The sequence below is a fragment of the Cognatiyoonia sp. IB215446 genome (assembly GCF_033963825.1).
Lineage (GTDB): Bacteria > Pseudomonadota > Alphaproteobacteria > Rhodobacterales > Rhodobacteraceae > Yoonia.
The window spans coordinates 118,728-145,000 of record NZ_JAXBMD010000001.1; the positions used below are offsets into that span (position 1 = coordinate 118,728).

A 26,273-nucleotide genomic window follows, 5' to 3' on the forward strand; every position below is an offset into this window, starting at 1 on the left:
GCGCTTCATGCGCAAACTCACCCTCATCGCCGCGCTTTCGGCGCTCGCCACACCACTTTTCGCGCAAGACGCCGCCCTCTTGATGGGGGTTAACCGGTATGAGGAGTTTCGCCGGGTGGGTAATGGCACCGATGTGCTGAACTCTGCTGATAATCTGCGGGATGCTGGATATGCGGTCAGCACTTTGGCCAACGGGTCCGGCACCGAAATGGCGCGGCTTTTGCAGCGCTTTGCGGTTGATGCGGTTGATGCGGATCGGCTTGTGGTCGGTCTCGCCGGGCGTTTTGTGACGGATGGTGAGCGGACATGGCTGCTGCCTGCTGATGCGGATCGGCCAACACTGTTCGGGATGGGCAGCGCCATCTCGGTCGATAGCGTTTTGCAGGTTCTGGCCCAGACCCCCGGACAGGCGATCCTGATCCTAGGCTACGATCAGGACGCTGACAATCGGATCGGGTCTTATCTGCGGCAGGGTGTCGGTGATCTCGATATCCCGCAGGGTGTGACCGTGTTTTATGGCGAGCCTGATTTTACAGATGGGGTGGTGATGGATGCCATCACTGTGCCGGGTGGTGATGCGATGGCCTTCGCCCGCAATTCGCGCGGTTTGCGCGAGGCGGGGTATCAGCCACAAAGCCTGATCATGCGCCCTGCGTCTGAGGAAACGGGAGCAGATTCCGACACGAGCATCGTTGATGGCGTTCGCAACGCGCTGGAAGCCTGGAATGCTGCTCAGGCTGAAGACAGCGCGGACAGCTACCGCGACTACGTGTTCGCCTATCCCGACAGCCCCTTTGCAGCCGAGGCGCGGCGGCGCCTGGATGCCATTGAAAACGATCCTCAGCGGCTTGCAGAAATCGCAGAAGACCAACTGGATCTCACACGCAATGAGCGCCGCGCGATTCAGCGTAACCTCACGGTTTTGGACTTCAACACGCGCGGTGTTGACGGCATCTTTGGACCCGGTACCCGCAGCGCGATCCGGAACTGGCAACAGAAAAACGGATATGCGCAGACCGGCTTCGTCACGGAAGAACAGATTGATCGATTGGAGAACCAGGCGCGTCGGCGGGCGGAAGAGATCGAAGAGCAGGAGGCAGCGGAGCAGGCCGAGCTGGAGCGGCTCGACCGGGCTTATTGGGAGGAGACAGGCGCTAGTGGCGAACAGGATGGTTACGAAGCTTATCTTGAGCGTTACCCTAACGGCATATTCGCCGAAGAGGCACGCGAAGCACTCCAACGATCCGAAGACTCCACGCAGGCCGCGCGGGATCGCGAGCGCGCGTTGAACATCAACCCGGTCCTCGGAAGACTGATTGAAAGCCGCTTAGCACAATTAGGTTTCAATCCCGGCCGTATCGATGGACGCTTTGATCGCGACAGCCGCAGCGCGATCAGCCGATACCAAGCAAGCAACGGATTGTCGGCAACGGGTTACCTTGATGAACCTACGCTCGCGCGGCTTTTGGCAGATACGTTTGGCCGTTAGATCCAGGTTGCACCGAGCCATCAGATCGGGGAACGTTTCGTCTATATTTGAGGTGCTGCGGTCAAATCGACGGTACGCAGCACTTCATCTAGTTCCACCAGATAGCCATCATCCTGATTGCCATTTAACACGACAAATCCAATAGACACATCATGCGCTTGGCAAAGCCCAACTTGCCGGGTCGAGAAGCGATCGCCCGGCATCAAGACGACCATTACGCTGCCGGGTATCAGCGATAGATGCGCATGATCAAGGTGGCTGCCATCAATGCTCACCACAACCTTCGCGCCATAGACTGCGCGTTGCAAATCCTCAACGTCAGCGTCGGCAACATCGAGGATTTTCCAGCCGCGTTTGTCAAGTTCCTCAAGAATGGCCGCTTCGCTAGCAATTGTGCGTTGCACACCTGTTTTACCCCTGCGGATGTAGACGCATTCGGCCGGATCAGGGGTCGCAAAGGCCTTGTGCAGCGCATCGCGAATAGTGATGTAGCGGGCCCGCTTGTGACTGCCCTGGCCATAATCCTGATAGACAATCAATCGGTCTGCATGAACAACTGATGCCTTAAGTGGCGCGAGGTTCAACACCTCGATATATGCGGCAGCATGCCCCCAACACGGATGCGGCGGCATCCACAGCGCGCCTTGCTCCGGCTCAATCAGTGCAGAAGGTATGGCATCGGTCAGCCAATGCCCGAAGTACCGCCAATTAACGTAGTTATGGCAATAGCGCAGTTCAGGAACCCGCATTATCGATCCGGTCAACTCGGCAAACTCGGCTGCACCGCCATATCTTTCGCTATGCCGCCAGGTTGCAAAACCCGACCTTCGCACGATGGAGTTATGGTACACCTGGCGTAGAACGGGTGCGTGTAACGCCTCTGTCGCGCGGGCGACGTCCAGATGGATTGAAAGGATCGAGTGTTCGTCCGTGTCGGTGACCCGATCCAACATACCCGGCAGCATTGTCGGCGGGCGTACTGTCTGCCGCTCTTCTGGCTGAAGTACCTCGCTTTGCGGTTCGTCGCCGCCAACCAGGCGCCGTATCATAGGCGCTGCAAACGGCTTTAACCGCTCCAGCAGCGTCATCACGTGTTAACCTGCAAGAGTGACTTGCGTTCGGGATCACTCAATACTTCATGCTTCAAAATACAATGACCCAATATTGACCACTATTATCTACCAGAAAAAGGTATAGCCCGAATACTTGTCTAATGACGGAAGTATTATGGTGTAATGTATCTTTCTGCAAGGACGCGGACGAAACCTCGGCTTCCTTCGTAGAGGCGTACCCCGATCAGATAGGTGCCCTGCGGTACGCGTGCTGCGATCAGGCTGTCCAAACTGTCGCCATAGTCATCGTTTTGCGCAATTTGTCGTCCCAGATCATCAAAGAGGACTAGCCAGGAATCCACGCCATCTGTACCCACAGCCTCAACGAGCATTAGGCCGTTTTCTGGCATCTCAATGCTGAACCAGGTGACATCGGTCGAGGCTTGTACATCTTGCCGCAGCCGTCCTTCCAAGGCGCCAAGTGGTGTCACAAGCGTCTCGTCCTGCGGCGAAGGGGCCGCTTCACCCCGCGCGTAGAGATCTGCCAGTGCAGCCTCGGGATCATACAAATCGACGCTGACCGTGATTGGTGCGCTACCATCGCTAAGTGCCTCGACGCCCAGGCAGTAGGTGCCGGCAGCGAGCGGCTCCACAATCGATATCTGTGCGTTCAGCCCATCAAAATCGTCGTTTTCATCGATATAGGTCTCGCCCGGTCCATAGAGCGTAATCAATGGATCTGCGGTTTCATTTTCCGCCCTGATCCGCACCGGTGCAGGCTCATCAAGCGTAAATTGCCAGAATGGCGTCTCATTGGCCGATCCGGTTGCAGAACTGCCAAGGCCACCAATTGGCGTTGCCGTTTCGCAGCTGCCATCGACGATGTCGCCTGCATCAGCCGTCACATTGATACCTTCGGTCAGTGGTTGCTGATCCTGTCGACCGACGCGCACGAAAGCTGTCATCGGGCCGCCATCGTAGCTGCGCACGGCCACGCAATAAGTCCCGGCATCAAGAAACGTCTCGGCCCGTGATGCGCCGTTCCCACCGGAATCGTCATCCGAGATGACGACGCTACCACTTGCGTCCAGAATATCGATCACCGGGTCACCCGATCCGCGACCGGCTGCCTCCATCCTTACTTCTGCACCCTCGCTGAGCGAGAAGAGCGAGACATATTCGTTGCCCCCAAGCACAAGCGCCATCTGCTCTTGAAAGTTGTCGGCAGTCGCGATGTCGGAAGAGGCTTCATCGCCCCCGATCCACTGCCCATTTGCGCCGCTGCCGCCGCACAGGTTTTCCTGTGCCAGTGCCGGTGCGGTGAAGCCGATCAATAAGGCGGCCGAGGCGGTCATGCTGCGCAATGTCATCAAATATGTCCTTTGGATTGCAGGTTTAGTGGGCGCACCGTATCGCCAATCACCACGCTCTGGCTAGCCGAAATGCGTGTTCCAGAGTGCAACCCGCGCGGCATCGCGTGCATCATATTCTGCCAAAGCCTTTGGCACGTCACGGCTTTCATCAATGGGCGCATCCTGCCCTATCTGCGTCAGCGCCTGTGTGTACCAGGCTGTGACGCCGCCTTCTGGTGTCTGCGCGAAACGCGGGAATTCAATGTCCTCGCCGGTCTCGGCCCATCGCTTTGGCAAGTCCGGTGTGAGCACCAGCGCACGGGCCAGTCCAACGACGTCCGCGGCGCCATCTGTCACCGCTTTGACCGCCTGAGCCGCAGTCTTGAAGCCGCCGGTGATCATCAGCGGTTTTGTCGTATGCGCCCGTGCCGCCTTGCCAAAATCCACGAAATAGGGACCACCGCCAGCGCTATCCGACGCGGATTTTGCGCCCGGAAAATAGGTGCCGCCGCTGATATCGATCAAGTCCAGACTTGTCTGGTTGAGCGCCTTGATAACCTCCAGCGCCTCATCTTTGTCGAACCCGCCCTCCAGTTGATCCGTGGCGTTGAGCTTTAGCGCGACAGGAAAGTCCGGCCCGACGGCATCGCGCACGGCGTCAATCGCCTCAAGCAAGAGCCGCATCCGATTTGCAAGCGACCCGCCATAGGCATCACCGCGTTTGTTGAAAAGGGGCGATAGGAACTGGCTGAGCAGGAAACCGTGGGCCGCATGGACTTGGACACCGCCAAAGCCGAGCGCTTTGGCGTGGGCGGCGGTGCGAGCAAAGTCCTCCGGCAGGACGGTGATTTCCGACAAGCTCAGCGCCCGGCAGGTAAGACCCGGCAAGTCAAGCGCGCTTGGCCCTCGCGGTTCGCCAATCGGCGGATGGGTCATGGCACCCGCATGGCCAAGCTGCAGCCAAAGCTGCGTCTCATTGGCTTGCCCCCGACTGGCAAGTTCACGCAAGAGCGTTTCGTCAGATCGTGGGCCCAGGACAACATTGCCGGGCTTTTCCGCCGCGCGTGGGTCGCCCTGCACTTCACCAATGATAGCCACCGCCACGCCGCCCTCGGCCCAGCGTTCGTAAAGCCGGATTTGCGTCAGCGTCGGGTTCCCGCGCCCGTCGCCCAGCGAATCTGACATCGCCGACTTCGCGATACGATTTTTGAGGGTGACACCGCATGGCAAGGTGAGAGGCGCGAAGAGTGGGGCGGTGATCGTCATGCGCCGAAGCTCGACTTCGCAAAGGATAGAGTCAATCCTGCATCGCTGCGACAAAGGTGGCCAGCGTCTGATTCGAGATTTTCATCTGGTCCTTGGTGGCCACGTCCATGCGCCCCAGATAGGTCCAGTATATCAGCTTGGCGCGTTCTACTGCATCGGAGGTTGAAACCGCATGATGTGCGAGAAGCGAGCCAAGATAATTGATGCGTTCGCGATCCACCACGGCCAAAACATCCGCAACCGCTGGTGCATCAGCCGCCCACAAACGCATGGCACGTTCAAGTGACATATCAGCGCTCAACGCTCTTTGCACCAGCACGAACAGACGGTCTTGCTGTGGTACATCGGTCGTCAAGCCTTCGATCACCGCTTGGGTTGAGGTGGTCTGCCAGTAGGCCAGCAGCGCATCATGGAAGTCGGCGAGATTGCGGAAATGCCAATAAAAGCTGCCGCGTGAGACGCCCAGCTGTTTCGCCAATACATCGGCCTTCAATGTGCCTGGCCCGCCCGCGATAAGAGCACGCAACCCATGTTTGAGCCAATCCTTTCGGGACAATCGATCATTCATGACATCACCATACAGCACTGTATTGACTCATGCCACAGACTTTCCATACAGTCATGTATGGAGGTGACAAGATGGCCGATACTCTTCTCGTTATAGCAGGCTGCGGCGGCATCCTGATCGCGCTCGTACATGCATGGCTGGGGCATACCCTGGTTCTCAGACCGATTTCAGGGCTTACACCAACGCTCCGCTCGGTCAACGCCGCCGTTTTTCAACTCAGCACACTTTATTGGATCGGAGCAGGTCTGGCCTTGCTTGGCGCGCCATGGTTCTGGGGGCCAGAGGGACGACAGATTGTGGTGCTCGGCGCTGTCTTTATCTATGCATCGGCAGCAATCGCAAATGCCTGGGCAACGTCCGGGCGGCACTTTGGCTGGATCGGGCTGGGCCTTGTCAGTGTGATGGCGCTTGCTGGCCTCTAGCGCTCAGCCGCATGGACCCCAAAAAAAGAAAGGGCCGTGCCTGTGGCACGACCCTCTTGCAAATTCCGGTGTTCCGGTCTTAGCCCTGGCGGGCTTTGAACCGGCGTTGCGTCTTGTTGATCACATAGACGCGGCCCTTGCGGCGCACGACGCGGCAATCGCGGTGGCGCTGCTTGAGCGAACGGAGGGAGTTACGAACCTTCATGGGTCTCATCCTGTCTGTCGCGGCGCGCGGATTGCGCCTTGGGTTACGGTCGATCCCGGATCAGGCCCGGGACGGTGAATTCATGGTGGACGATACTGGGATCGAACCAGTGACCCCTTCGATGTCAACGAAGTGCTCTACCGCTGAGCTAATCGTCCTGTCTTCTGCAAACGCGGCGTCCCAAACGAAATAGGACGCGAGCCACGCTCACGTCAGTTCCGCGGTCTATAGAAGGAGTCGGATGAGGGATCAAGGGCTTTTGGAAAAATGCGAAACCGCGCTATGTTGCAATCAAAGGGAAACGCTGTTGCTCAAATCTGCCTATCACCTGACCCGCCCGGTCACCCGTACCACATCCGTCGTTTTTGCCTCGCCGCATAGCGGTAGGGAATACCCGCCGTCGTTCCTGCGCCGCACGGTATTGAATCCCAACGAAGTTCGTTCGTCCGAGGATGCTTACGTGGATCTACTGTTCGAAACCGTACCGGAACATGGGGCTCCTTTCCTGACTGCAAGCGCGCCGCGTGCTTATCTGGACCTCAATCGCGGTGCGGATGAGCTTGATTCGGCGCTGATCGAAGGGGTGCGGCGCAGCGCGCATAATCCGCGCATCGCCAGCGGTTTGGGTGTGATCCCACGCGTGGTGGCGAACGGGCGGCAGATTTATCACGGCAAGCTGACGCTGGTTGAAGCGCATCACCGGATCGCCAATTACTGGCGACCGTATCATGACCAATTGCAAACCCTGCTTGATGAAAGCGTCAATCAGTTTGGAGAGGCGATCCTGATCGACTGTCATTCGATGCCGCATGAGGCGCTCGAAAACATCGGCCCGCCCGGCAGTGCCCGCCCCGATATCGTCTTGGGCGACCGTTTTGGTGCGGCAGCCGCAGGTTCGATCATGGAGCGGGTCGAGGCCGCGTTCGCCAGCGCGGGCCTACGTGTCGCCCGCAACATGCCCTTTGCCGGTGCCTTTATCACGCAGCATTATGGGCGGCCTTCGCGCCAGCAGCACGCGATCCAGATCGAGATCGACCGCGCGCTTTACATGGATGAAAGCACGCTTGAGCCCAACGCGAATTTCGATCACTTCAAGCGCGTCTTGAATGGGGTCATCGCGGAACTCGTCGAGATCGGCCGCCCCGAAGAATTGCGGTTGGCGGCGGAGTGAATCGCCGCTTCAGCTGCGACGCCATTGTGTCCCCGAAGCTCTGCAAGTCATGATCCGGATCTACCGCCTAGCGACCATTGGTAAGATGAGACCCCACTCAGAGTCTCTTGGCGGCCCAACTACCTTAAAGCCAAGCTTTCTGTACACGGCGATGGCCCGTGCATTGTCGGGATGCGGGTCTGTTGCAATGATGGGCGCGCCCTGATCAAAAAGGGCGCGCATCCTTTCTCCGATAAATGCCGTTCCATGCCCGGCGCCCAGCATGTCAGGGTCACCGATATACTGATCAATCCCGCGTGCGCCCTTGGGAAGGCTTGCAAAGTGATGATCATCCCAGCCATGGACGGTGTAATCCTGCATGAACGCAAAGGGATGACCGTTCAACGAAACGATCCAATGTGACACACGTGCGTCGCTCAGTGTTTCCTGGTCATAGGGGTCTTCGTCATCCCACCACGCGTGCACATGTGGCTGTGCCTGCCACGATGCGAGGAGATCAAAGTCATCGGGCGTGACCGGGCGAAAATGATACAACCGCCGGGATGTCACCCCGCCATCTCCTCTTGCAGGAACGGCTCCGGATCGTCGACTTCGACGAGCCGCTTACGCTCAATCTGCCAGAACCGGTTGGCGACGTTCCGCAGAAAGGTTCGGTCGTGGCTGACAAAAAGGCAGGCAGCACTATGGGTGGTCAATTCCTCCTCCAGCGCTTCCTGCCCGGAGATATCGAGGTGATTGGTCGGTTCGTCGAGCAGGTAGAAGTTCGGTTCCTTCAGCCGCAGGATGAGCATCGCCAATCGGGCCCTTTGGCCGCCCGACAGCGCGCTGATCCGCGTATCTTGCATCTGGATCGCCACCCCCGCCCCCGCGAGTAAGCCGCGCGCGCGTTGATCACCAACGTCGAACTGCCCCGCGACCAATTCCATAGGTGTGTCGGCTTCGTCTAACTGGCTTAGGTGCTGATCGGAGTACGCGGTCACAAGGGTCGGCGCACATTTGATCCCATCCGCGCCTTGGCGTAGAGCCTGATCGATCAGTCTCACCAGCCGGGTCTTTCCGGTGCCGTTCTTGCCCAGCAAAACCACCCGATCACCCTTCGCAATCCACTCTTGGCCCGTGCGGTAAAGCTCCCGCCCGTCAGGCGCCAGCACGGGCACATCCTCAAACGCAATCAAAGCCTTGGCATGGGTGCCGCTATTGCCCAAACGGATATCGCCCGCATGGCGCTCGTGATGTGCGGGCCGGGCGGCGGCTTCGATCTTGGCGGCACGTTCGCTGAGCTGTTTGGTTTTGGTGATCAGCAGGTCAGAGCCCGAATTGATCCCGATATTCTTCAGCTTTGCCGCTTGTGCCCGCAATTGTTTCGCCTTGTTGAGGTCGTTGGCAAAGCGTCTTTCGTCGGCAGCGTCGGCTTCGTCCAGGGCGACGCGGGCTTGCGTATAGGAAAGCTGAAACACCCGGCTGCGTTCGACGCGCAAAAACAGTGTCCGGTTGGTGACGGCGTCCAGAAACGCACGGTCATGGCTCGTGATCACAGCAGGCACATCGCGCGGCAGGGCGCCGAGCCACTCCTGCAACAGCGCGATCCGATGCAGGTCGAGGTGGTTTGTCGGCTCGTCCAGCAGCAAGAGGTCGGGCTCGGTCACCCAGGCAGCCGCTAGAAGCGCAGTACGCTGCCAACCGCCGCTGAGCGCGGAAAGCGGTTTCTGCTGCAGATCATAAGGGACTTGCAAATCGCCCAGAACCACGTCCACGCGCCAGCTTTCATAGGCGGCCTGCTCTTCCGGCAATGCTGCCAACACCAGATCGTAGAGTGTTTTTTGCAGGGCCTCGTCCGGCACATATTGCGCGACATGGCCGATGCGCAGATCGCGCGCACGGGTGATGTCACCCGTTGTGGGGTCAAGATCACCCGAAAGACAGGCCAGCAGTGTTGACTTGCCGCGCCCATTGGCGGCGACGAGCCCGATGCGGTCGCCTTTGGAGATGGTGAGGTTCAGGTCGGCAAAAAGCGGTTCACCCAGTGTCACGCCCAACCCGTTGATATTCATAATGCTCATAAGATGCTCTGATCACAAAAGGGGAGCCGCAAACGCGGCGGGATGGGCAGATCAGGTTGTGATCATGCCCTGCAAACGTATTTACAGGGCGAAACGGGGACCATGCTGAAGTCGGCGGATGATACGCATGCTCAGCTTGTGCCCTCCTTTTGTTGGATGTGATCGGTGTCCGAAGCGTAAGTTCCGCAAGTGTGGTTGGTCAAGACCCGGCGTGGTGCGTTCCGAGTTTGCCGGATATCTCGTCAAACGCTACGGAGCACGACGTCTTATGCAGGCATTTACAGCGTCCGCGCCAGCTTGAGTGCCGCCGAGGTTCGTGACTGCACTTGCGCGGGGCAACGCGCCTTCGGGGTTGCTGGATGCGCTCCCAGGAAAGACCGAATAGGTGCCGGGCGCTTGTGTTTCTTCGAGGCAATCATCCACCAGCGCCTCAACTTCCGCGGCTGGAAGGGGGCGGTAGGTTTCGCAACCCGCAAGAATGGCCAGGGACATAAGAGGAATGAAACGCATCGGCCTTCCTTTCGATGATGAACACCGCTTGGATAGCACTGCCACTGCGGCGACAGAAGCTCAAAGACATCCCTTACCGCAAGGCGCGGCCCTTGATAATCGCATCATGGCCGAACTTTTCGCGGATTTTGTCGGCGGCACGTTCGGCTTCGGCCCGCTTGGCGGCACCGGGGTCAAGCAGGTCGCCTTCGCGGTCGGCCTCGCCATCGGACGTGATCTCGGAGAGGCCCACGCCAAGCAAGCGAAACGGACCCTTGTCGCTGACCTGATCGAAAAGACTGCGCGCGGTGCGGTAGACTGTGTCTGCGATTTGCGTGGGGTGATGCAGGCTCTGGCGTTTTGAGATCAGCTTGAAGTCGTGCGTCTTGAGTTTCAGCGTCACAACCCGGCCCGCCTTATCCTTGGCCTTGGCGCGCGCGCTGACCTTTTCAGCCATGCGCCAGAGATGCCCGTCGAGGATGTCGACATCCGCCGTATCCTCATGAAACGTGGTTTCGTTCGAGAGGGTTTTGACAGGCGCATGAGGCGAGATGCGGCGCCCGTCCTCGCCACGGGCGAGGGAATAGAGCCGCTCGCCCATCCCGCCAAACCGCTCATGCAGATCGCGCCGGTCCCAGCGCAGAAGATCGTCAAAGGTCCGGATGCCTGCGTTGTTCAGGCTCGTCTGGGCAGCGGGGCCGATACCCCAGATCAGGCGCACGGATTTGGGGCGCAGGAATGCGGTCGTCTCTTCTTTGCCGATGATCGAAAACCCGCGCGGCTTGTCGAGGTCAGAGGCGACCTTGGCCAGAAACTTGTTATGGCTCAGACCGATGGAACCGGTCAGGCCGAGTTCGTCTTTCATCCGCCTGATCAGACGGGCGAGCATCACTGCCGGCGGCGCGTGATGCAGACGCGCGGTTCCGGTGAGGTCCATGAACGCTTCGTCGAGAGACAAGGGTTCGACCACCGGCGTGAGTTCATCCATCATCGCCCGGATGGCGCGGGAGGCTTCGACATAGGCGTCAAAGCGGGGGCGGACGACGACGGCCTCCGGGCAAAGCTGCAGCGCCTTGAACATCGGCATCGCGGATTTCACACCCTTGATCCGTGCAACGTAGCAAGCCGTCGAGACTACGCCGCGCCGCCCTCCGCCGATGATAACGGGCTTATCGGCAAGGTCAGGATTGTCGCGTTTTTCGACGCTGGCATAGAACGCATCGCAATCCATGTGCGCGATGCTGAGATCAAAAAGTTCCGGATGCCGGGTCACGCGCGGACTTCGACAGGCCGGGCAGCGGCCATCGCTCTCAAATGTAGTCAGGCAATCGCGGCAAAGGGCGGGCATATGTCACATTTAATCGCAGACGCGCATCACAACAACGCTGCCGTCAAAGAACCCTTAGTCGATCAGTGCGCGGGCCCGGGCAATCGCCACCTCAAGTTCGGCAAGGTCAGGTATGACGATTTCAGCGTTCGCGCGCTGTATCTCAACCATTGTCTGGGCATCAGGGAACGTGTCTAGTGGGCAGAGTTGTCGCGGACAATTGGCCGGTTCCAGTGTTTCGTCCCCAATCCGCACCATATCGCCAGCTTTCGCGTCGCGTAGTGCCAAGGCGGGCTGAGACTGCGCTGGCAGCAGAATGAGACCCGTCGTCTCTTCCTCAACGAGGCAATCTAAATATGTCAAACCGCCCATGTCGTCGAGCGTTTCACAGGCCACACGCCATGGTCCGAACTGGTATTCATCACCGTATTCGTCGAAGGACTGCGCGAAAACGGGTGCAGATATCATACATAGAAAACCGATCAGGTACTTCATGCGGTTCTACTAACCTTTGTCGATGAACTCTCTGTGACAGGCAGTAAAAAGATGCCACTGCATCGAACTGGTGCGTGACGTGCGCGATCTGGGCGCTAATAGTGGCGACATGACAGAGGCAAATCTGCACCACGGCGCAAAAGTCGCGCTCTTTCTGGGCAATCGCCTGGCCTGCATCCTGCGCGATGACTTGCCCCATATTCACTACCCCAACCTCTGGGACCTCCCCGGCGGGGCGCGCGAGGGTGCTGAAACAACATTTCAGACCGTCGCGCGCGAATTGCACGAGGAATTGGGCCTGATCCTCTCACCCGATCATCTGCTTTGGGAGAGTGCGTTTTCGTCACTGACCGCACCCGACAAGTGGAACGCGTTTTTCGTGGCACAGATGCCTGCGGTCTCTGTCAACGACATTGTCTTTGGGGATGAGGGGCAGCGCTGGGCGCTTTATGACATGGACGCCTTCATTGCGTTGCCGAACCGGGTGCCTTCCTATGGTGGGCGATTGGCGAAGTGGGTCGCTGAGACTGGCGGCTTGCCGTAGGTGTCTCAGACGAACACATCTATGTGTTTATGCTGACGTCACACCAACATTTTGATTGCTTTCCGCGACAATCTGTCTAAGAGTTTCCTATAGGAAACACGCTGTCCGGGAGAGGTCGGTCAGGTCCGACGCCGAAGGAGCAACCGCCCCGGTCACTCTCAGGCAAAAGGACCGGTCAGGGTGCAACACGCCGAAGAGAGGCCAGCTTGATGGCCCGCCGAAGGAGCAAGCCCCAACGGGGTGAATCTCTCAGGTACAGCAGACGGCGGGGGCGTAGATGGTTCGGAGATTTGCCATGCCTCATATTGCTGTTCTGGGTGCTGGGATTACAGGGGTCACTACCGCTTACGCACTTCACAAACGTGGGTTCGACGTCACGGTTTTTGATCGCCAGCGCTATGCTGCGATGGAAACCAGCTTTGCAAATGGTGGGCAGCTGAGTGCCTCCAATGCGGAAGTGTGGAACCAATGGTCGACTGTAATCAAGGGCATCCGCTGGATGCTGCAGAAAGATGCGCCCCTGTCAGTCAACCCGCGCCCGGGCTGGCACAAGATCAGCTGGATGGCCGCATTTCTGGCCAATATCCCCCGCTACCGCGCCAATACGATTGAAACCGCGCGTCTGGCCGTGACAGCACGCGCGGGGCTGGCCGAGATGGCCTACCGGTCAGGCGTTGATTTCGACTTCACGCCAGCAGGTATTCTGCATTTCTACAAAAGCCAGAAGGATTTTGACCATGCGCGCCGGGTGACCAGCCTTTTGGCTGATGGCGGCCTTGCGCGGCAGGAATTGACGGCAGATGAGGTGCTTGCCAAGGAACCCAATCTGCGGGGCGATATCCTAGGTGGGTTCTGGACCAAGAGTGACAGCACTGGCGACATTCACAAGTTCACGGTTGGGCTGGCCGATTGGCTGCGCGGGCAGGGCGTGCAGTTCGAAATGGGGCAGGCAGTTGAAGATGTGCGCGCAGATGCCGATTGCATCACTTTGCGGGGCAGAGATGAACAGCGATTTGACGGGGTTGTGGTTTGTGCCGGTGTTGCCTCGCGCTCCTTTGCAAAGATGCTGGGGGATCGCGTGAATATCTATCCGGTAAAGGGATACTCGATCACCGTGAACTTGGACGACGCCGCCTCGCAAGCGGCGGCGCCGCAAGTGTCGCTCCTTGATGACAAGGCCAAGATCGTGACTTCACGACTGGGCAAGGACCGGTTTCGGATTGCGGGGACGGCCGAGTTCAACGGCGAAAACCGCGACATCCGAGCGGATCGCGTGCAGCCGCTGGTCAAATGGTGCGAAACCCATTTCCCGGGGGTCAGCACGGAAAACGTCGTCCCTTGGGCGGGCCTACGCCCGATGATGCCCAATATGATGCCGCGCGTGGGGGCGGGACGGCAGCCACGGGTGTTCTACAATACCGGCCATGGGCATCTGGGTTGGACCCTGTCCGCGGCGACCGCTGACATTGTAGCGCATGTTGTCGCGGGGAAAATGCGGCCAAACTTCACCCCAAGTAAATCACAAAGCGCTTTGAAAACGGCCCTTTAAATGCATATCTGTCCACCACAATCATAGAGGGACAGCTTTATGCCAATTGAAGAAATGTTTGCCGAATTCCTGGGCCAGAATGTGCTCTACCTGCTGCTGGCGGTGTTCATCATCGTCTGCATCATGGCGGGCGTCAGGATCGTACCGCAATCCGAGAAATTTGTGGTGGAACGTCTGGGCCGACTGCGGTCGGTTCTGGGGCCAGGTATCAACTTTATCGTGCCATTCCTTGATCGCGTGCGGCACAAAGTGTCGATCCTGGAACGTCAGCTGCCATCAATGCAGCAGGACGCGATCACCTCGGACAACGTGCTATTGCAGGTCGAGACCTCGGTCTTTTACCGGATCATCGAGCCGGAAAAGACGGTCTACCGGATCCGCGACGTGGATGGTGCGATTTCGACGACAGTTGCGGGTATCATCCGGTCCGAGATTGGTCGGATGGAACTGGATCAGGTGCAGGCAAACCGCGCGAACCTGATCGATGCCGTCCGGTCTCAGGTGGCACAGCAGGTTGATGATTGGGGGATTGAGGTCACCCGTACTGAAATTCTGGATGTGAACCTCGATCAAGCGACGCGCGACGCGATGTTGCAGCAGCTCAACGCCGAACGCGCACGCCGTGCACAGGTGACCGAGGCCGAAGGCCAAAAGCGGTCTGTTGAGCTGCAGGCGGATGCGGAGCTTTATGCTGCCGAACAAGACGCCAAGGCGCGCCGGGTTCTTGCGGATGCAGAAGCCTATGCCACGCAGGTCGTCGCCGTCGCGATTGCCGAGAATGGTCTGGAAGCCGCGCAGTATCAGGTTGCGCTGAAACAGGTTGAAGCGTTGAACAAGCTAGGCGATGGTCAGGGCAGCCAGACGGTTGTGTTGCCAGCCAATGCGATTGATGCTTTCGGCAACGCATTCCAGATGTTGAAAGGACGTGGATGATGCCTCTTTGGACGGAATGGTGGGTTTGGATGTCAGCGGCTTTAGTGCTTGCCACGATTGAGGTTCTTGTGCCCAGCTTCATCTCGCTCGGCTTTGCGCTGGGTGCCGCCATGGTTGGCCTGCTGCTGGTCTTCGGTGTGTCGGCAAGCGGTCTTGCCTTGACCTTGGCGGTCTTCGCCGTTCTGTCGCTGATCTCATACCTTCTGATGCGCAAGTTTTTCGCCTTGCCCACAGGACAGGTGAAGATCTGGCATAAGGACGTCAACGACTGAGTGCCCCAAAACTCTTTAAAGAGTTTTGTTCAAAAATTTGAAATTTTTTGGCCCCCGACCCTAATGGTTGGGGGGCATTGCTTGGGGTGAGGCGAGCTCCGCCTGAATATCAAGGGCCGCCTGACGCGGATCAGTCGCTTGCCAGATGGGCCGCCCGACCACCACATGATCCGCCCCGTTTGCGATGGCTTGCGCGGGTGTCATCACCCGTTTCTGATCCCCCAAAGCAGCACCTGCCGGGCGCACACCGGGTGTGACGATCAGTTTGCCTGCTGCTTCTGGCAGGACCCGGATCAGACCCGCCTCTTGCGGAGACGCAATCACTCCATCCGCGCCGTTTGCGAGAGCAATCGCAGCACGTTCCTGCACAAGATCGGCCACGTCACCCGCTTTGATGCACGAGGCGTCCAGATCCGCCCGATCAAGCGACGTCAGGATGGTCACGGCGAGGATCTTCATATCCGAGCCACCGGCCCCCTCGCGCGCGGCACGGACCACATGCGGGTCGCCATGCACCGTCAGAAAATCCAGATCAAACTGTGCAACACCGCGTACGGCTGCCTCGACCGTGGCACCAATGTCAAAGAACTTCATATCCAGAAAGATGCGCTTGCCATGCTCCTGTTTCAGCTCATTGGCCAGCGCGAGTCCTCCGCCCGTCAGCATGCCCAGCCCGATCTTGTAGAAGCTGACGCTGTCGCCAAGTGTCTTGGCCAGTTCCAACCCGTCCAGCACATTGGGCACATCCATTGCAACAATCAGACGGTCATCAGGCATGGTGGGTCCTTTCTGCAGGCTTGCCCAGCGATCTAGCCGTTGACGGGTGTCGGTGCAATCGCCCTATGCTGTCGCCATGGATTTGATCACACAACTCCGCGCATGGGACGGCAAGACTATCGCCACGCTGCAAGCGGTGGTCGATGATCTGACTGTGGCAGACTATCCTGATTTGCTCCGGGCCTGTCATGACGAAGACGAGGTCACCGCCCGCGCAGCAAGCTGGGTGCTGAAGGCAGCGTGTGAGCGTGGCGCATCCATCCCCTATCCTGCGGAGCTCTTGTCGACAGATCTGCATTGGGAGATCGCGCTGCATCTTCTGCAATCGGTACAGCATGTTGCTGTCGATCTACCAGCCGAGGTCATCCGGCCTTACCTCATCCACCAAAAGCCGATTGTGCGGGCCTGGGCATTGGACGCGTATGTCAGGCTCGGCGCTCCAGACGCCGCAGAGGTTCTAGAGAAAGCGGCAGATGATCCTGCCGCGTCGGTGCGCGCCCGTGCCCGCAATCTGGGTAAAGAAAAGGCGCAGCCTGTCCCGCCGCCGCGCCCTTCCTGACCTAGCCTTGCAGCAATCGCCGCAACAGGTCGTCCGCGTGAGTGGTTGTGTCGTCCTCGCGGTCCGCAGGAAACGCAGCATCGTCAGCAACTTCCGTCACCCGGCGCAAGCGGCGCACGGCTTCGGGAGAGAGTGGGAAAAGCCGCACATTGGTTTGCGACAATCCGGCTTTTCTGGTTGCGTCTGACATTCGGTTTACTCCGCCGGTCACATAGTATCCAAAGCGCTTTGAATTCCAGTATGGAATTCCTGACCCCGCAGACTTGCGCGGACCGCTATGAATGCCCATCTCTTCTCTGAGGCTCGAAAAGGGCATGTGCCGCCAAGCCGGGCATGCTGATCACCGGGCGCTTGATAAAGGAGAGACCCATGAACTTGGACAAGTTCACCGAGCGGTCGCGCGGTTTCGTGCAAGCTGCCCAGACGATCGCAATGCGTGAGAACCACCAAAGGTTCGCGCCTGAACACCTGCTGAAAGCATTGATGGATGATGAAGAGGGGCTTGCCGCCAATCTGATCACCCGCGCGGGTGGTGATGCTGGTGTCGTCAAAGGTGCCGTAGATGCGACACTGGACAAGTTGCCAAAAGTCACCGGCGACGCCGCGCAAATCTACCTTGATAACCTGACCGCCAAGGTCGTTGATGAGGCCGAGAAGCTCGCCAAGAAGGCCGGCGACAGCTTCGTGCCCGTGGAACGCCTTTTGACAGCCCTTGCTGTCGTGAAATCCAAAGCGAAAGAAGCGCTTGATGCTGGCGGTGTCACGGCCCAAACCCTGAACGCGGCCATCAACGATATCCGCAAGGGCCGCACCGCTGACAGTGCGACCGCCGAGGACAGTTTCGAGGCGCTGGCCAAATATGCGCGCGACCTGACTGAGGCGGCTGAACAAGGTAAGATCGACCCGATCATTGGCCGCGACGAGGAAATCCGGCGTGCGATGCAGGTCCTTTCCCGCCGAACCAAGAACAACCCAGTCCTGATCGGTGAGCCGGGCGTTGGTAAGACGGCCATTGCCGAAGGGCTCGCCTTGCGCATCGTCGATGGCGACGTGCCAGAATCTCTGCGCAACAAAAAGCTCATGTCCCTCGACATTGGCGCGTTGATTGCGGGTGCCAAGTACCGTGGTGAGTTTGAAGAACGCTTGAAAGCCGTCCTGAAAGAGATCGAAGCCGCCGCTGGCGAGATCATCATGTTCATCGACGAGATGCACACGCTTGTCGGCGCGGGCAAATCGGATGGCGCGATGGATGCCGCCAACTTGATCAAACCGGCCTTGGCGCGGGGTGAGCTGCACTGCGTTGGTGCAACGACGCTGGATGAATATCGTAAGTATGTCGAAAAAGACGCGGCTCTGGCGCGCCGGTTCCAGCCCCTGATGGTTGAAGAACCGACCGTCACAGACACCGTCAGCATCCTGCGCGGCATCAAGGAGAAGTACGAGCTGCACCACGGCGTGCGGATCGCCGACGCCGCCTTGGTGGCAGCCGCGACGCTCTCGCATCGCTACATCACCGACCGATTCCTGCCCGACAAGGCCATCGACTTGATGGACGAGGCTGCGAGCCGTTTGCGGATGGAGGTGGACAGCAAGCCCGAAGAACTCGATGCGCTCGACCGGCAGATCCTGCAACTGCAGATCGAGGCCGAGGCGCTGAAGAAAGAGGATGATAAGGCCTCTGTTGATCGGCTCGAACGGCTCGAAAAGGAACTCGCCGACCTAAACGACCGCGCCTCCGAGATGACGGCGAAGTGGCAGGCCGAGCGCGACAAGCTGGAGGGCACGCGCGAGGTCAAGGAACGGCTCGACCGCGCCCGCGCAGATCTGGATATCGCCAAGCGTGAGGGTAATCTGGCGAAGGCCGGTGAGCTTTCCTACGGCGTGATCCCAGAGCTGGAACGCAAGCTGGCCGAGGCTGAGGAGAATGACGACCTGATGGTCGAAGAGGCCGTGCGCCCCGAACAGATCGCCGAAGTGGTTGAGCGTTGGACGGGCATCCCGACCAGCAAGATGCTAGAAGGTGAGCGCGAGAAGCTGCTGCGCATGGAAGAGGAACTTGGCAAGCGTGTGATCGGCCAAAAACCGGCTGTGACTTCGGTTGCCAACGCTGTCCGCCGCGCCCGCGCGGGTCTGAACGACGAGAACCGGCCCTTGGGTTCGTTCCTGTTCCTCGGGCCAACCGGCGTAGGTAAGACGGAGCTGACCAAGGCGGTGGCCGAATACCTCTTTGACGATGACAGCGCGATGGTTCGCATCGACATGTCGGAATTCATGGAGAAACACGCGGTCGCCCGTCTTATCGGTGCGCCTCCGGGCTATGTCGGTTATGACGAAGGCGGCGTGCTAACCGAGGCTGTTCGGCGTCGTCCTTATCAGGTTGTCCTGTTTGATGAGGTCGAAAAGGCGCATCCGGATGTGTTCAACGTGCTGTTGCAGGTCCTCGATGACGGGGTGCTGACCGATGGTCAGGGCCGTACGGTCGACTTCAAGCAGACGCTGATCATCCTGACATCGAACCTTGGGGCGCAGGCGCTCAGCCAGTTGCCCGACGGTGCTGATGCGTCGGAGGCCAAGCGTGATGTGATGGATGCGGTGCGGGCGCATTTCCGGCCCGAATTCCTGAACCGTCTGGACGAAACGGTCATCTTCGACAGGCTCGCCCGCGAAGACATGGCCGGGATCGTCGCTATCCAGCTCAAGCGGCTGGAGAAACGGCTCGCTGGACGCAACATCCAGATCGATTTGGACGAAGCAGCCCAGAAATGGCTGGCCGAGGAAGGCTATGATCCGGTCTTTGGTGCACGTCCGCTGAAGCGTGTGATCCAACGCGCGCTGCAGGACCAACTGGCTGAAATGATCCTCGCAGGCGACGTCATGGACGGCGACACGATCCAGATCAGTGCCGGTGCCGATGGGCTGATTGTCGGTGACAGGCTCGCGGCCTCAAACCGACTGCGGCCAGACGATGCGGTTGTACATTAGATGACAGGGCGCCTTCGGGCGCCCTTCCTTATTGGTGCACCCAACCGTGGTAGAATCGTGGTAATTACATTCAAACGCTAGGCGTATCGCCCATTCCATGCTTTGTTGATGTGCAACAGTTTGGAAGGGCCAGCCATGAACAAAACCCCCGTCGCCAGCCTCAGCACACTCCCCGACCGCAAGCCGCAATATGCCCTGGTGGGTGAGGTCGACCTCGTAGTCGTCCGTTTCGATGATGAAGTGTCTGTCTTCTATGGCCGCTGCCTGCATCGCGGCGCGTTGATGTCGGATGGTTTCGTGCGCGGCAAGGACCTGATCTGCGGCGTGCATAATTGGGACTATCGGCTCGACACAGGAGTCTCGGCCTATGCGAATGAGGAAGCACTGCCGAAGTTCAATGCCTGGGTCGAGGGTGACGATATCGTTGTTGATGCCGATGAAATCGCAGCATGGGCCGAAGATCATCCGCAACCCTACAACCGCGATGCCTATTTGGGGCTTTACGCCGACCCCTCGCACGGCATCGCCGAAGAGCCGCATAACGGACTGATCCAGCAATATGCGCGCGACGGGCTGTCCAAAACCGGCCATCACGGCAAAGTCGATGCGATGGGGGTGCCGCGTGCGGAGCTGCCGTCGTGGGACGATATTCAGCTGCTTACGGCGCAACTACATAAAGCGCCGCTGTTAGATGATGATCCGGTTGGCACGGATGTGGTGATCGGTCCGAACGCGCAAAAACCGCTCCGCCTGAAAATCCCGCTTTTCGTCTCCGACATGTCGTTTGGCGCCCTATCTGAACCCGCCAAGGTGGCACTTGCCATGGGGGCCGAGATGGCGGGGACCGGTATCTGTTCAGGTGAGGGCGGCATGCTGCCCGAAGAACAGGCGGCGAATTCACGGTATTTCTACGAACTGGCCTCGGCCCGGTTCGGCTTTGATTGGGCCAAGCTAGAGAAGGTTCAGGCCTTCCACTTCAAAGGCGGGCAAGGCGCCAAGACTGGCACCGGCGGCCACCTGCCCGGCAGCAAGGTGCATGGTAAAATCGCTGAGGTGCGCGGACTGGACGCGGGGCAGGATGCGATCTCACCCCCGCGTTTTCCCGATTGGACGGAGCCTGCGCAGATCAAGGATTTTGCCGATGAGGTGCGGGACAGAACCGGTGGCATTCCCATCGGCTACAAACTGTCGGCCCAGCATATTGAGAAGGATATCGATGCGGCCCTTGCTGTCGGGGTCGACTACATCATCCTCGACGGCCGGGGCGGCGGCACCGGGGCAGCGCCGATCATCTTCCGCGATAACATCTCAGTTCCCACGATCCCGGCGCTTGCTCGGGCGCGCAGGCATCTCGACACTTTGGGCCGCCAGGACGTGTCGCTGATCATCACTGGCGGCTTGCGCAAACCGGCGGATTTCATCAAGGCCAGGGCGCTGGGTGCGGACGCGATCGCGGTTTCGAACGCTGCTATGCAGGCGATTGGATGCATCGCCATGCGGGCCTGTCACACCAATAACTGCCCTGTCGGGATTGCCACACAAAGACCGGAGCTTGTCAGCCGGATCATCGTTGAAAACTCGGCCAAGCAACTCAGCAACTTTTTTGAGGCGAGCGTCGAACTGATGCAGGTCATGGCACGTGCTTGCGGTCACGGGCACCTTTCCGAATTCAGCGCAGCAGACCTCACCACCTGGAAACGTGAGATGGCTGATTTATCGGGTGTCGCCTATGGCGGTTTGTCCTGAACATCGAGACAAGAGAAAGATGAAAGCATGACAGAAACAAGCGAACTTGATTGGGTCAGTGTAGGCCCCGCCGACCTGCCCGAGGGCCGGGTCAAAACCGTGTCGGCCAAGAATGTCTATCTGTGCCTGTCGCATTTCGATGGCCAATGGGCCGCGATGGACAATCACTGCCCGCACCAGAAGGGCCCGTTAGGTGAAGGCACGATTGAGCGTGGCGTCGATGATAAATGCTGGATCCGCTGTCCGTGGCATGGCTGGGACTTTGACCCGCTCACCGGCGCGCCTCCGGGCGGGCATGAAGATACGGGCCAAAAGACCTATCCGGTTGAGGTGCGTGAGGGCGAGGTGTTCATCGGTCTTGAGGCTGAGCCTCCGCACGTGCGCACCGTGACCGATTGTATGGCCGAGACGCTGGTGAACTGGGGTGTCAAACGGGTGTTTGGCATGGTGGGTCATTCGAACCTGGGGCTGGCTGATGCGATCCGCAGACGGACTGTAGATGGTCAGATGTCCTATGTCGGCATTCGCCATGAAGGGGCCGCGGCCTTTGCCGCATCGGCCTATGGCAAACTGACCGGGCAGCCTGCGGCATGCCTTGCGATTGCGGGACCCGGCGCCACGAACCTGTTAACCGGCATGTGGGACGCCAAGGTCGACCGCGCGCCGGTCATCGCCCTGACCGGGCAGGTGCAGACGCAGGTCTTTGGCCCCGGTGCGTTTCAGGACATCGACCTGAAATCGGCCTTTCAGGCGGTCAGCAAATTCTCTCAACCGGTTCTTTCGACGTCAAACCATGCAGAACTGGCATCGCTCGCGTGCAAGACCGCACTGATCGAACGCGATGTGGCACATCTAATTTTCCCTGATGATACGCAGACTAATCCCAGTGATGCCCCGGCCAAAGGGCCAGAGGGCCGGGTGTCTGGCCCGGTTGTCATTCCCGCGCCGGATGATGTGGGGGCGGCGATTGACCTGATTAACGACGCCAAGCGTCCCTTGGTGATTATCGGCCATGGCGCGTGGGAGGCGCGCGAGCAGATCATCGCCATGGCCGAGGCGATCGGCGCACCCGTGGTCACGACGTTCAAGGGCAAAGGGTTGATCCCCGACAGCCACCCCAATGCTGCGGGCGTTTTGGGCCGGTCCGGCACACCGATTGCGAGCTGGTTCATGAATGAATGTGACGTGCAGATCGTGCTGGGTGCTTCGTTTTCCAACCACACCGGCATCAACCCCGGCAAGAAGACGATCCAGGTCGACTTTGAGCGGATGCAATTGGGTAAATTCCACCCTGTCACGCTGCCGATTTGGGGAGAGATCGGGGCGTTTTGTGATGCGGTTTCGCCTGCGGTCAGACGCAACGCGGACGCGCCGGACCAGATCAGCGAATTGGCGGAGCGTTGGGATATGTGGCGCGCCGAGAAACAGGGCCGCTTGGCGGAAGAGGGCGCGCGCGGAGTACATTCCGCAGCGATATTCGACGCGCTGTCGCGTGTCGCACCAGAGGATGCCTTGATCGCCGTCGATGTGGGCAACAACACCTATTCCTTTGGCCGGTATTTTGAGACCAAGGGACAGCGCGTCATGATGTCGGGCTATCTGGGCTCCATCGGGTTTTCTTTGCCCGCCGCCTTAGGTGCCTGGGCGGCGACGCAGGATTTCGATGATCTGCGCGGGTGCAAGGTGATCTCAATCTCGGGCGATGGTGGTTTTGGTCAATATGCGATGGAACTGACCACCGCCGTCAAATACGGCATGGATATCACCCACATCCTTTTGCATAATGACGAGCTGGGCAAGATATCCAAAGAGCAACGGTCCGGGCAGTGGCCGGTCTGGGAAACGTCGCTGGTCAACCCGTCATTTTCAGCCTTTGCACGCCTTTGTGGCGCGCATGGAACCAAAGTCACCAAGGGTGATCAGGTGGAGGCCGCACTGGTGGAGGCATTGGCAATTGATGGCCCCGCTCTGGTGGAGATCATGACGGATGCAGAGCTGGTCTGACGAAAAAGCCCCGGCGCAAGGCCGGGGCTTTCGTGCGTTTGGTGAGTGCGCCTTAGCTTGCGGGCAGGATCACTGAGTCGATCACATGGATCACGCCGTTGGATGCTTCGATGTCAGCTGTGACAACGTTCGCGTCTTCAACGGTCACACCGCCTTCGGTCATGATGGTCACGTCAGCGCCATTCACGGTAGTCGCTTCCATTTCATTTGTCAGGTCGGTGGACATCACCTTACCCGGCACAACATGGTAGGTCAGGATGGAAGCGAGTGCCTCCGGGTCTTCCAGCAGACCTTCAACTGTGCCTTCTGGCAATGCGGCAAACGCCTCATCCGTTGGCGCGAAGATCGTGAAAGGGCCGTCGCCCTTTAGTGTGTCGACCAGACCAGCAGCCTCAGCAGCTGTCAGCAATGTCGTGAATGATCCGGCCTCCGCAGCCGTGTCGACAATATCCTTCTCACCCATTGCGAATGCGGATGTCGCGACAACGGCGGCGGCGGTTACAGCGAAGAAAGTGTTGCGTAGCATTTGGTAGTCTCCCAGTTTCTTCGATGCCTCTGTTCAGCATCGTGATCTTTACGTGGCATCGTGGCCACGGATCACCGGGGAAACCTGCCCATCCAGCTTGACGCAAGGCGATGCGCGCCTAAGCCACGGCGCTCGCACATTTCCAGTCACATATCTGTGAAACAGTGTGATCTTTTCTGCCGGATTGTCGAACATTTCATCGTTCTGGCGGCATCGTGAGACACCTTTCAATCATTCTCACCTATATGCTTTTGGGAATCGGAACGAACGGAGGCCTTATGGCACATCGCTGGATCAATAACCTGACGCGGGCAGATGCCACGCCCAAGTCTGTCTACCTCAACCGCCGCCAAATTCTGGCGGGGACCGTGGGCCTGGGTGCCATCGGGCTAGCCGGCAGTGCCAGCGCCAACACGCTTGAGCCGAACACGCTGGAAGAGATCACGACCTATAACAACTTCTATGAGTTCGGCACCGGCAAAAACGATCCGGCGCAGAACGCGCACAGACTGGTCACTTCCCCCTGGTCGATCAAGGTCGACGGTCTGGTCGACAATCCGGGTGAGTACACCTTGGGTGATCTGCTCGATGGGTTGACGGTCGAAGACCGCATCTACCGTTTCCGCTGTGTGGAGGCGTGGTCGATGGTAATCCCGTGGAATGGGATCGAACTGGCCGATATCCTGAACAAGGTCGGCGTGCAGTCGCGCGCGAAGTATGTGGCTTTTGAGACCGTCGTGCAGCCTGAGAACATGATCGGCGTACAGCGCCGCGTGCTGGACTTTCCCTATGTCGAAGGCTTGCGTCTGGACGAAGCGATGCATCCGCTGACGATCATGGCGACAGGTATCTATGATGAGCCGATCTACAACCAGAACGGAGCTCCGATCCGTTTGGTGGTGCCATGGAAATATGGCTTCAAATCGATCAAGTCGATTGTGCGGATCACGCTGCAAGAGGACGAGCCGCCAACAAGCTGGAACAAGGCCAATCCGCGTGAATATGGCTTCTATAGTAATGTGAACCCTAACGTCGATCACCCACGCTGGTCGCAGGCGACGGAACGGCGCATCGGCGGTGGCCTTTTCGCGCCTCGGATCGATACGTTAATGTTCAACGGTTACGAAAAAGAGGTCGCGAGCCTTTATGCAGGCCAAGACCTGTCGGTCGATATCTGAGGATAGCCCGGTGACCCCATCTCAAGCGATCAACGGCGCGCTGCGCAAGGTCCCCGCGTGGACTGTATATATAGTATGCGCGATCTGGACGGTCTGGATGTTTTACCTTGGCCTGACCGGCGGATTGGGCGTTGAGCCGATCAACGCTTTGGAGCGCGAATACGGCGAACTGGCGTTGCAGCTTTTGGTGCTGGGTCTGCTGGTCACGCCGCTGCGCAAATGGACAGGTGTGAACCTTTTGAAGTTCCGCCGCGCCATCGGGGTCAGCGCCTTCTTTCTGGTGCTCGCGCATTTCAGTGTCTGGGCGGTGCTGGATGTACAGTCGGTTGAACGGATCTGGGCCGATATCGTCAAACGGCCCTATGTCACGGTGGGCATGGTGGGCTTTGTGCTGATGATCCCGCTGGCGCTCACGTCAAACAACCTGTCCATCCGCAAGCTGGGCGCGGCAAGCTGGCGGAAGTTGCACAAACTGACCTATCCGATCGCTGTGCTGGGGGGGCTGCACTATCTCTGGCTCGCCCGTGGCTTCCAGTGGGCGCCGATCATCTACCTTGCAATCATCGGCGCGCTGGTCGCCACGCGCTACGTGTCGTTTGAGTGGCGACGGCAACCCGCCTGACCTGCAAAGGCGATTGATTCACGGAACCCGGCGAGATTCTCGCCGGGTTTTTTGATTCCAGGAGGCGGAATCACGGGTTGCGGCACGAAAAACACCCGACTCGAAGTGTTAAGAAAATATGAATCGCATCGATTCAGCGTGAATCCGGGACCGAGTCTGCGAGAGTCTTGTGGGTGACTCTGTGGATAACCCAAAATGTTGTATCCGGCGTTCTTTTTCCGCCTAATAAAGTTGCGGTTTCACCCGGCGTCACAGTATGGAAATTGCCGCAAACCCCCAAAAACATGGGAAAAATCGGGTTTGTCACAAAAAATGCATTTTTCTCGAAAAAAGGGGTTGCGGGCACCCGCCACTATCCGTAGAACCCCCCTCACCGGCGGCGCTGAGGCGCTAACGGGACGCCAGACGGGCCACACTAAAGCGGAAACGCAGACGGACGGAAACGAGGCGGAACTAAGAAATTCAGAGGTATTCGAGGCGGGGCGCGCCAAAAAGTTAGGGCGCATCTAGTCTCTTTTGTCTCTACGCTGTTTGAAATTGATATATCTGAAGAGATATGTGGGCGGTTTGGTTCATTTCGATGGATCAACGTCTGTATATCGCGCCTTTAGGCTTCGGCCGATGATAAGGTGTCAGCTTCACTGTTTGTACGGCTTTCGGTTTCTGATGAAACCAGAAGCACAAC

The 26,273-nt window shown here is 58.8% G+C and carries 26 protein-coding genes, 1 tRNA gene and 1 riboswitch; of the genes, 13 read left to right on the forward strand and 14 right to left on the reverse strand.

Annotated features, from left to right (window positions below):
- Positions 1-7 precede the first annotated feature (7 nt).
- Entirely contained in the window at positions 8-1,489 is a 1,482-nt protein-coding gene (locus SLH49_RS00635; RefSeq protein ID WP_320267251.1) for a peptidoglycan-binding protein, read from the forward strand.
- Positions 1,490-1,530: 41 nt separating this feature from the next.
- On the opposite strand, the gene SLH49_RS00640 is transcribed toward SLH49_RS00635, so the two are convergent.
- From SLH49_RS00640 to SLH49_RS00655, 4 genes are all read right to left on the reverse strand, one after another.
- Positions 1,531-2,538: a glycosyltransferase family 61 protein gene (locus SLH49_RS00640; protein ID WP_320267252.1), complete on the reverse strand. Its 1,008-nt coding sequence runs from the start codon at positions 2,536-2,538 to the stop codon at positions 1,531-1,533.
- Between the two features lie 176 nt (positions 2,539-2,714).
- Positions 2,715-3,911: an ABC transporter substrate-binding protein gene (locus SLH49_RS00645; protein ID WP_320267253.1), complete on the reverse strand. Its 1,197-nt coding sequence runs from the start codon at positions 3,909-3,911 to the stop codon at positions 2,715-2,717.
- 63 nt (positions 3,912-3,974) lie between these two features.
- Entirely contained in the window at positions 3,975-5,159 is a 1,185-nt protein-coding gene (locus tag SLH49_RS00650) for an NADH:flavin oxidoreductase/NADH oxidase family protein (protein ID WP_320267254.1), read from the reverse strand.
- 31 nt (positions 5,160-5,190) lie between these two features.
- Positions 5,191-5,727, reverse strand: a complete 537-nt coding sequence (locus SLH49_RS00655) for a TetR/AcrR family transcriptional regulator (protein ID WP_320267255.1) — start codon at positions 5,725-5,727, stop codon at positions 5,191-5,193.
- 71 nt (positions 5,728-5,798) lie between these two features.
- On the opposite strand from SLH49_RS00655, the gene SLH49_RS00660 reads away from it, so the two are divergent.
- The gene (locus SLH49_RS00660) at positions 5,799-6,149 is read left to right on the forward strand and encodes a hypothetical protein (RefSeq protein WP_320267256.1); all 351 of its coding nucleotides are present in this window, start codon (positions 5,799-5,801) and stop codon (positions 6,147-6,149) included.
- A gap of 79 nt (positions 6,150-6,228) precedes the next feature.
- Here the strand turns inward: SLH49_RS00660 and ykgO are convergent, their stop codons facing one another.
- Both ykgO and SLH49_RS00670 read right to left on the reverse strand, forming a co-directional pair.
- Complete coding sequence (ykgO, locus tag SLH49_RS00665; RefSeq protein WP_010141322.1) at positions 6,229-6,354, reverse strand: type B 50S ribosomal protein L36; 126 nt, start codon at positions 6,352-6,354, stop codon at positions 6,229-6,231.
- Between the two features lie 83 nt (positions 6,355-6,437).
- Positions 6,438-6,512: transfer RNA gene (locus tag SLH49_RS00670), tRNA-Val, on the reverse strand.
- Positions 6,513-6,661: 149 nt separating this feature from the next.
- Between SLH49_RS00670 and SLH49_RS00675 the strand changes: the two genes are divergently transcribed.
- Positions 6,662-7,525, forward strand: coding sequence for an N-formylglutamate amidohydrolase (locus SLH49_RS00675; protein WP_320267257.1), 864 nt, complete (start codon positions 6,662-6,664; stop codon positions 7,523-7,525).
- Between the two features lie 60 nt (positions 7,526-7,585).
- Here SLH49_RS00675 and SLH49_RS00680 read toward each other — a convergent pair whose 3' ends face one another.
- The 5 genes from SLH49_RS00680 to SLH49_RS00700 form a co-directional block, all read right to left on the reverse strand.
- Positions 7,586-8,074, reverse strand: coding sequence for a GNAT family N-acetyltransferase (locus SLH49_RS00680; RefSeq protein ID WP_320267258.1), 489 nt, complete (start codon positions 8,072-8,074; stop codon positions 7,586-7,588).
- A complete protein-coding gene (locus SLH49_RS00685; RefSeq protein ID WP_320267259.1) occupies positions 8,071-9,585 on the reverse strand; it encodes an ABC-F family ATP-binding cassette domain-containing protein in 1,515 nt (504 codons plus the stop codon). The genes SLH49_RS00680 and SLH49_RS00685 overlap by 4 nt, the downstream gene beginning before the upstream one ends.
- A gap of 249 nt (positions 9,586-9,834) precedes the next feature.
- Positions 9,835-10,095 (reverse strand): hypothetical protein, encoded by a 261-nt coding sequence (locus SLH49_RS00690; protein ID WP_320267260.1) that lies wholly within the window; start codon positions 10,093-10,095, stop codon positions 9,835-9,837.
- A gap of 73 nt (positions 10,096-10,168) precedes the next feature.
- Positions 10,169-11,422, reverse strand: a complete 1,254-nt coding sequence (locus SLH49_RS00695; RefSeq protein ID WP_320267261.1) for a DNA polymerase IV — start codon at positions 11,420-11,422, stop codon at positions 10,169-10,171.
- A gap of 54 nt (positions 11,423-11,476) precedes the next feature.
- A complete protein-coding gene (locus SLH49_RS00700; RefSeq protein WP_320267262.1) occupies positions 11,477-11,896 on the reverse strand; it encodes a hypothetical protein in 420 nt (139 codons plus the stop codon).
- Positions 11,897-11,966: 70 nt separating this feature from the next.
- Between SLH49_RS00700 and SLH49_RS00705 the strand changes: the two genes are divergently transcribed.
- The 4 genes from SLH49_RS00705 to SLH49_RS00720 all read left to right on the forward strand — a co-directional run bounded on the left by SLH49_RS00705 (position 11,967) and on the right by SLH49_RS00720 (position 15,194).
- Positions 11,967-12,440: an NUDIX hydrolase gene (locus SLH49_RS00705; RefSeq protein WP_320267263.1), complete on the forward strand. Its 474-nt coding sequence runs from the start codon at positions 11,967-11,969 to the stop codon at positions 12,438-12,440.
- 96 nt (positions 12,441-12,536) lie between these two features.
- A riboswitch (glycine riboswitch) is annotated at positions 12,537-12,624 on the forward strand.
- A gap of 111 nt (positions 12,625-12,735) precedes the next feature.
- On the forward strand, positions 12,736-13,989 hold the full coding sequence (locus SLH49_RS00710) for a D-amino acid dehydrogenase (RefSeq protein WP_320267264.1): 1,254 nt from the start codon (positions 12,736-12,738) through the stop codon (positions 13,987-13,989).
- 39 nt (positions 13,990-14,028) lie between these two features.
- Positions 14,029-14,922, forward strand: a complete 894-nt coding sequence (locus tag SLH49_RS00715) for an SPFH domain-containing protein (protein WP_320239271.1) — start codon at positions 14,029-14,031, stop codon at positions 14,920-14,922.
- Positions 14,923-14,951: 29 nt separating this feature from the next.
- Positions 14,952-15,194: an NfeD family protein gene (locus tag SLH49_RS00720; protein WP_413785257.1), complete on the forward strand. Its 243-nt coding sequence runs from the start codon at positions 14,952-14,954 to the stop codon at positions 15,192-15,194.
- A gap of 60 nt (positions 15,195-15,254) precedes the next feature.
- On the opposite strand, the gene pyrF is transcribed toward SLH49_RS00720, so the two are convergent.
- Positions 15,255-15,971 carry an orotidine-5'-phosphate decarboxylase gene (gene pyrF / locus SLH49_RS00725; protein WP_320267265.1) on the reverse strand — a complete coding sequence of 239 codons (717 nt, stop codon included), beginning with the start codon at positions 15,969-15,971 and terminating at the stop codon, positions 15,255-15,257.
- Between the two features lie 76 nt (positions 15,972-16,047).
- On the opposite strand from pyrF, the gene SLH49_RS00730 reads away from it, so the two are divergent.
- The gene (locus SLH49_RS00730; RefSeq protein ID WP_320267266.1) at positions 16,048-16,530 is read left to right on the forward strand and encodes a HEAT repeat domain-containing protein; all 483 of its coding nucleotides are present in this window, start codon (positions 16,048-16,050) and stop codon (positions 16,528-16,530) included.
- 1 nt (position 16,531) lies between these two features.
- Here the strand turns inward: SLH49_RS00730 and SLH49_RS00735 are convergent, their stop codons facing one another.
- A complete protein-coding gene (locus tag SLH49_RS00735) occupies positions 16,532-16,720 on the reverse strand; it encodes a hypothetical protein (protein WP_320267267.1) in 189 nt (62 codons plus the stop codon).
- A gap of 179 nt (positions 16,721-16,899) precedes the next feature.
- Between SLH49_RS00735 and clpB the strand changes: the two genes are divergently transcribed.
- The 3 genes from clpB (at position 16,900) to SLH49_RS00750 (ending at position 23,262) form a co-directional block, all read left to right on the forward strand.
- The gene (gene clpB / locus SLH49_RS00740; RefSeq protein WP_320267268.1) at positions 16,900-19,512 is read left to right on the forward strand and encodes an ATP-dependent chaperone ClpB; all 2,613 of its coding nucleotides are present in this window, start codon (positions 16,900-16,902) and stop codon (positions 19,510-19,512) included.
- 135 nt (positions 19,513-19,647) lie between these two features.
- Positions 19,648-21,258 carry a glutamate synthase-related protein gene (locus SLH49_RS00745; protein WP_320267269.1) on the forward strand — a complete coding sequence of 537 codons (1,611 nt, stop codon included), beginning with the start codon at positions 19,648-19,650 and terminating at the stop codon, positions 21,256-21,258.
- Between the two features lie 27 nt (positions 21,259-21,285).
- Positions 21,286-23,262 carry a thiamine pyrophosphate-binding protein gene (locus tag SLH49_RS00750; RefSeq protein WP_320267270.1) on the forward strand — a complete coding sequence of 659 codons (1,977 nt, stop codon included), beginning with the start codon at positions 21,286-21,288 and terminating at the stop codon, positions 23,260-23,262.
- Positions 23,263-23,314: 52 nt separating this feature from the next.
- Here the strand turns inward: SLH49_RS00750 and SLH49_RS00755 are convergent, their stop codons facing one another.
- Positions 23,315-23,788 carry a fasciclin domain-containing protein gene (locus tag SLH49_RS00755; RefSeq protein WP_320239280.1) on the reverse strand — a complete coding sequence of 158 codons (474 nt, stop codon included), beginning with the start codon at positions 23,786-23,788 and terminating at the stop codon, positions 23,315-23,317.
- A gap of 278 nt (positions 23,789-24,066) precedes the next feature.
- Here SLH49_RS00755 and msrP point away from each other — a divergent pair, with 278 nt between their 5' ends.
- Entirely contained in the window at positions 24,067-24,966 is a 900-nt protein-coding gene (gene msrP, locus SLH49_RS00760) for a protein-methionine-sulfoxide reductase catalytic subunit MsrP (protein ID WP_320267271.1), read from the forward strand.
- Between the two features lie 10 nt (positions 24,967-24,976).
- Entirely contained in the window at positions 24,977-25,588 is a 612-nt protein-coding gene (msrQ, locus tag SLH49_RS00765; RefSeq protein WP_320267272.1) for a protein-methionine-sulfoxide reductase heme-binding subunit MsrQ, read from the forward strand.
- The last annotated feature ends 685 nt before the right edge of the window (positions 25,589-26,273 follow it).

Coding starts and splice junctions, on each gene's coding strand:
- SLH49_RS00715 (WP_320239271.1), top strand. CDS start 14,029: ATGCCAATTGAAGAAATGTTTGCCGAATTCCTGGGCCAGAATGTGCTC.
- SLH49_RS00700 (WP_320267262.1), bottom strand. CDS start 11,896: ATGAAGTACCTGATCGGTTTTCTATGTATGATATCTGCACCCGTTTTC.
- SLH49_RS00650 (WP_320267254.1), bottom strand. CDS start 5,159: ATGACGATCACCGCCCCACTCTTCGCGCCTCTCACCTTGCCATGCGGT.
- ykgO (WP_010141322.1), bottom strand. CDS start 6,354: ATGAAGGTTCGTAACTCCCTCCGTTCGCTCAAGCAGCGCCACCGCGAT.
- pyrF (WP_320267265.1), bottom strand. CDS start 15,971: ATGCCTGATGACCGTCTGATTGTTGCAATGGATGTGCCCAATGTGCTG.
- SLH49_RS00695 (WP_320267261.1), bottom strand. CDS start 11,422: ATGCCCGCCCTTTGCCGCGATTGCCTGACTACATTTGAGAGCGATGGC.
- SLH49_RS00720 (WP_413785257.1), top strand. CDS start 14,952: ATGTCAGCGGCTTTAGTGCTTGCCACGATTGAGGTTCTTGTGCCCAGC.
- SLH49_RS00710 (WP_320267264.1), top strand. CDS start 12,736: ATGCCTCATATTGCTGTTCTGGGTGCTGGGATTACAGGGGTCACTACC.
- SLH49_RS00730 (WP_320267266.1), top strand. CDS start 16,048: ATGGATTTGATCACACAACTCCGCGCATGGGACGGCAAGACTATCGCC.
- SLH49_RS00750 (WP_320267270.1), top strand. CDS start 21,286: ATGACAGAAACAAGCGAACTTGATTGGGTCAGTGTAGGCCCCGCCGAC.
- SLH49_RS00735 (WP_320267267.1), bottom strand. CDS start 16,720: ATGTCAGACGCAACCAGAAAAGCCGGATTGTCGCAAACCAATGTGCGG.
- SLH49_RS00645 (WP_320267253.1), bottom strand. CDS start 3,911: ATGACATTGCGCAGCATGACCGCCTCGGCCGCCTTATTGATCGGCTTC.
- SLH49_RS00685 (WP_320267259.1), bottom strand. CDS start 9,585: ATGAGCATTATGAATATCAACGGGTTGGGCGTGACACTGGGTGAACCG.
- SLH49_RS00745 (WP_320267269.1), top strand. CDS start 19,648: ATGAACAAAACCCCCGTCGCCAGCCTCAGCACACTCCCCGACCGCAAG.
- clpB (WP_320267268.1), top strand. CDS start 16,900: ATGAACTTGGACAAGTTCACCGAGCGGTCGCGCGGTTTCGTGCAAGCT.
- SLH49_RS00655 (WP_320267255.1), bottom strand. CDS start 5,727: ATGAATGATCGATTGTCCCGAAAGGATTGGCTCAAACATGGGTTGCGT.
- msrP (WP_320267271.1), top strand. CDS start 24,067: ATGGCACATCGCTGGATCAATAACCTGACGCGGGCAGATGCCACGCCC.
- SLH49_RS00640 (WP_320267252.1), bottom strand. CDS start 2,538: ATGATACGGCGCCTGGTTGGCGGCGACGAACCGCAAAGCGAGGTACTT.
- SLH49_RS00690 (WP_320267260.1), bottom strand. CDS start 10,095: ATGCGTTTCATTCCTCTTATGTCCCTGGCCATTCTTGCGGGTTGCGAA.
- SLH49_RS00660 (WP_320267256.1), top strand. CDS start 5,799: ATGGCCGATACTCTTCTCGTTATAGCAGGCTGCGGCGGCATCCTGATC.
- SLH49_RS00755 (WP_320239280.1), bottom strand. CDS start 23,788: ATGCTACGCAACACTTTCTTCGCTGTAACCGCCGCCGCCGTTGTCGCG.
- SLH49_RS00635 (WP_320267251.1), top strand. CDS start 8: ATGCGCAAACTCACCCTCATCGCCGCGCTTTCGGCGCTCGCCACACCA.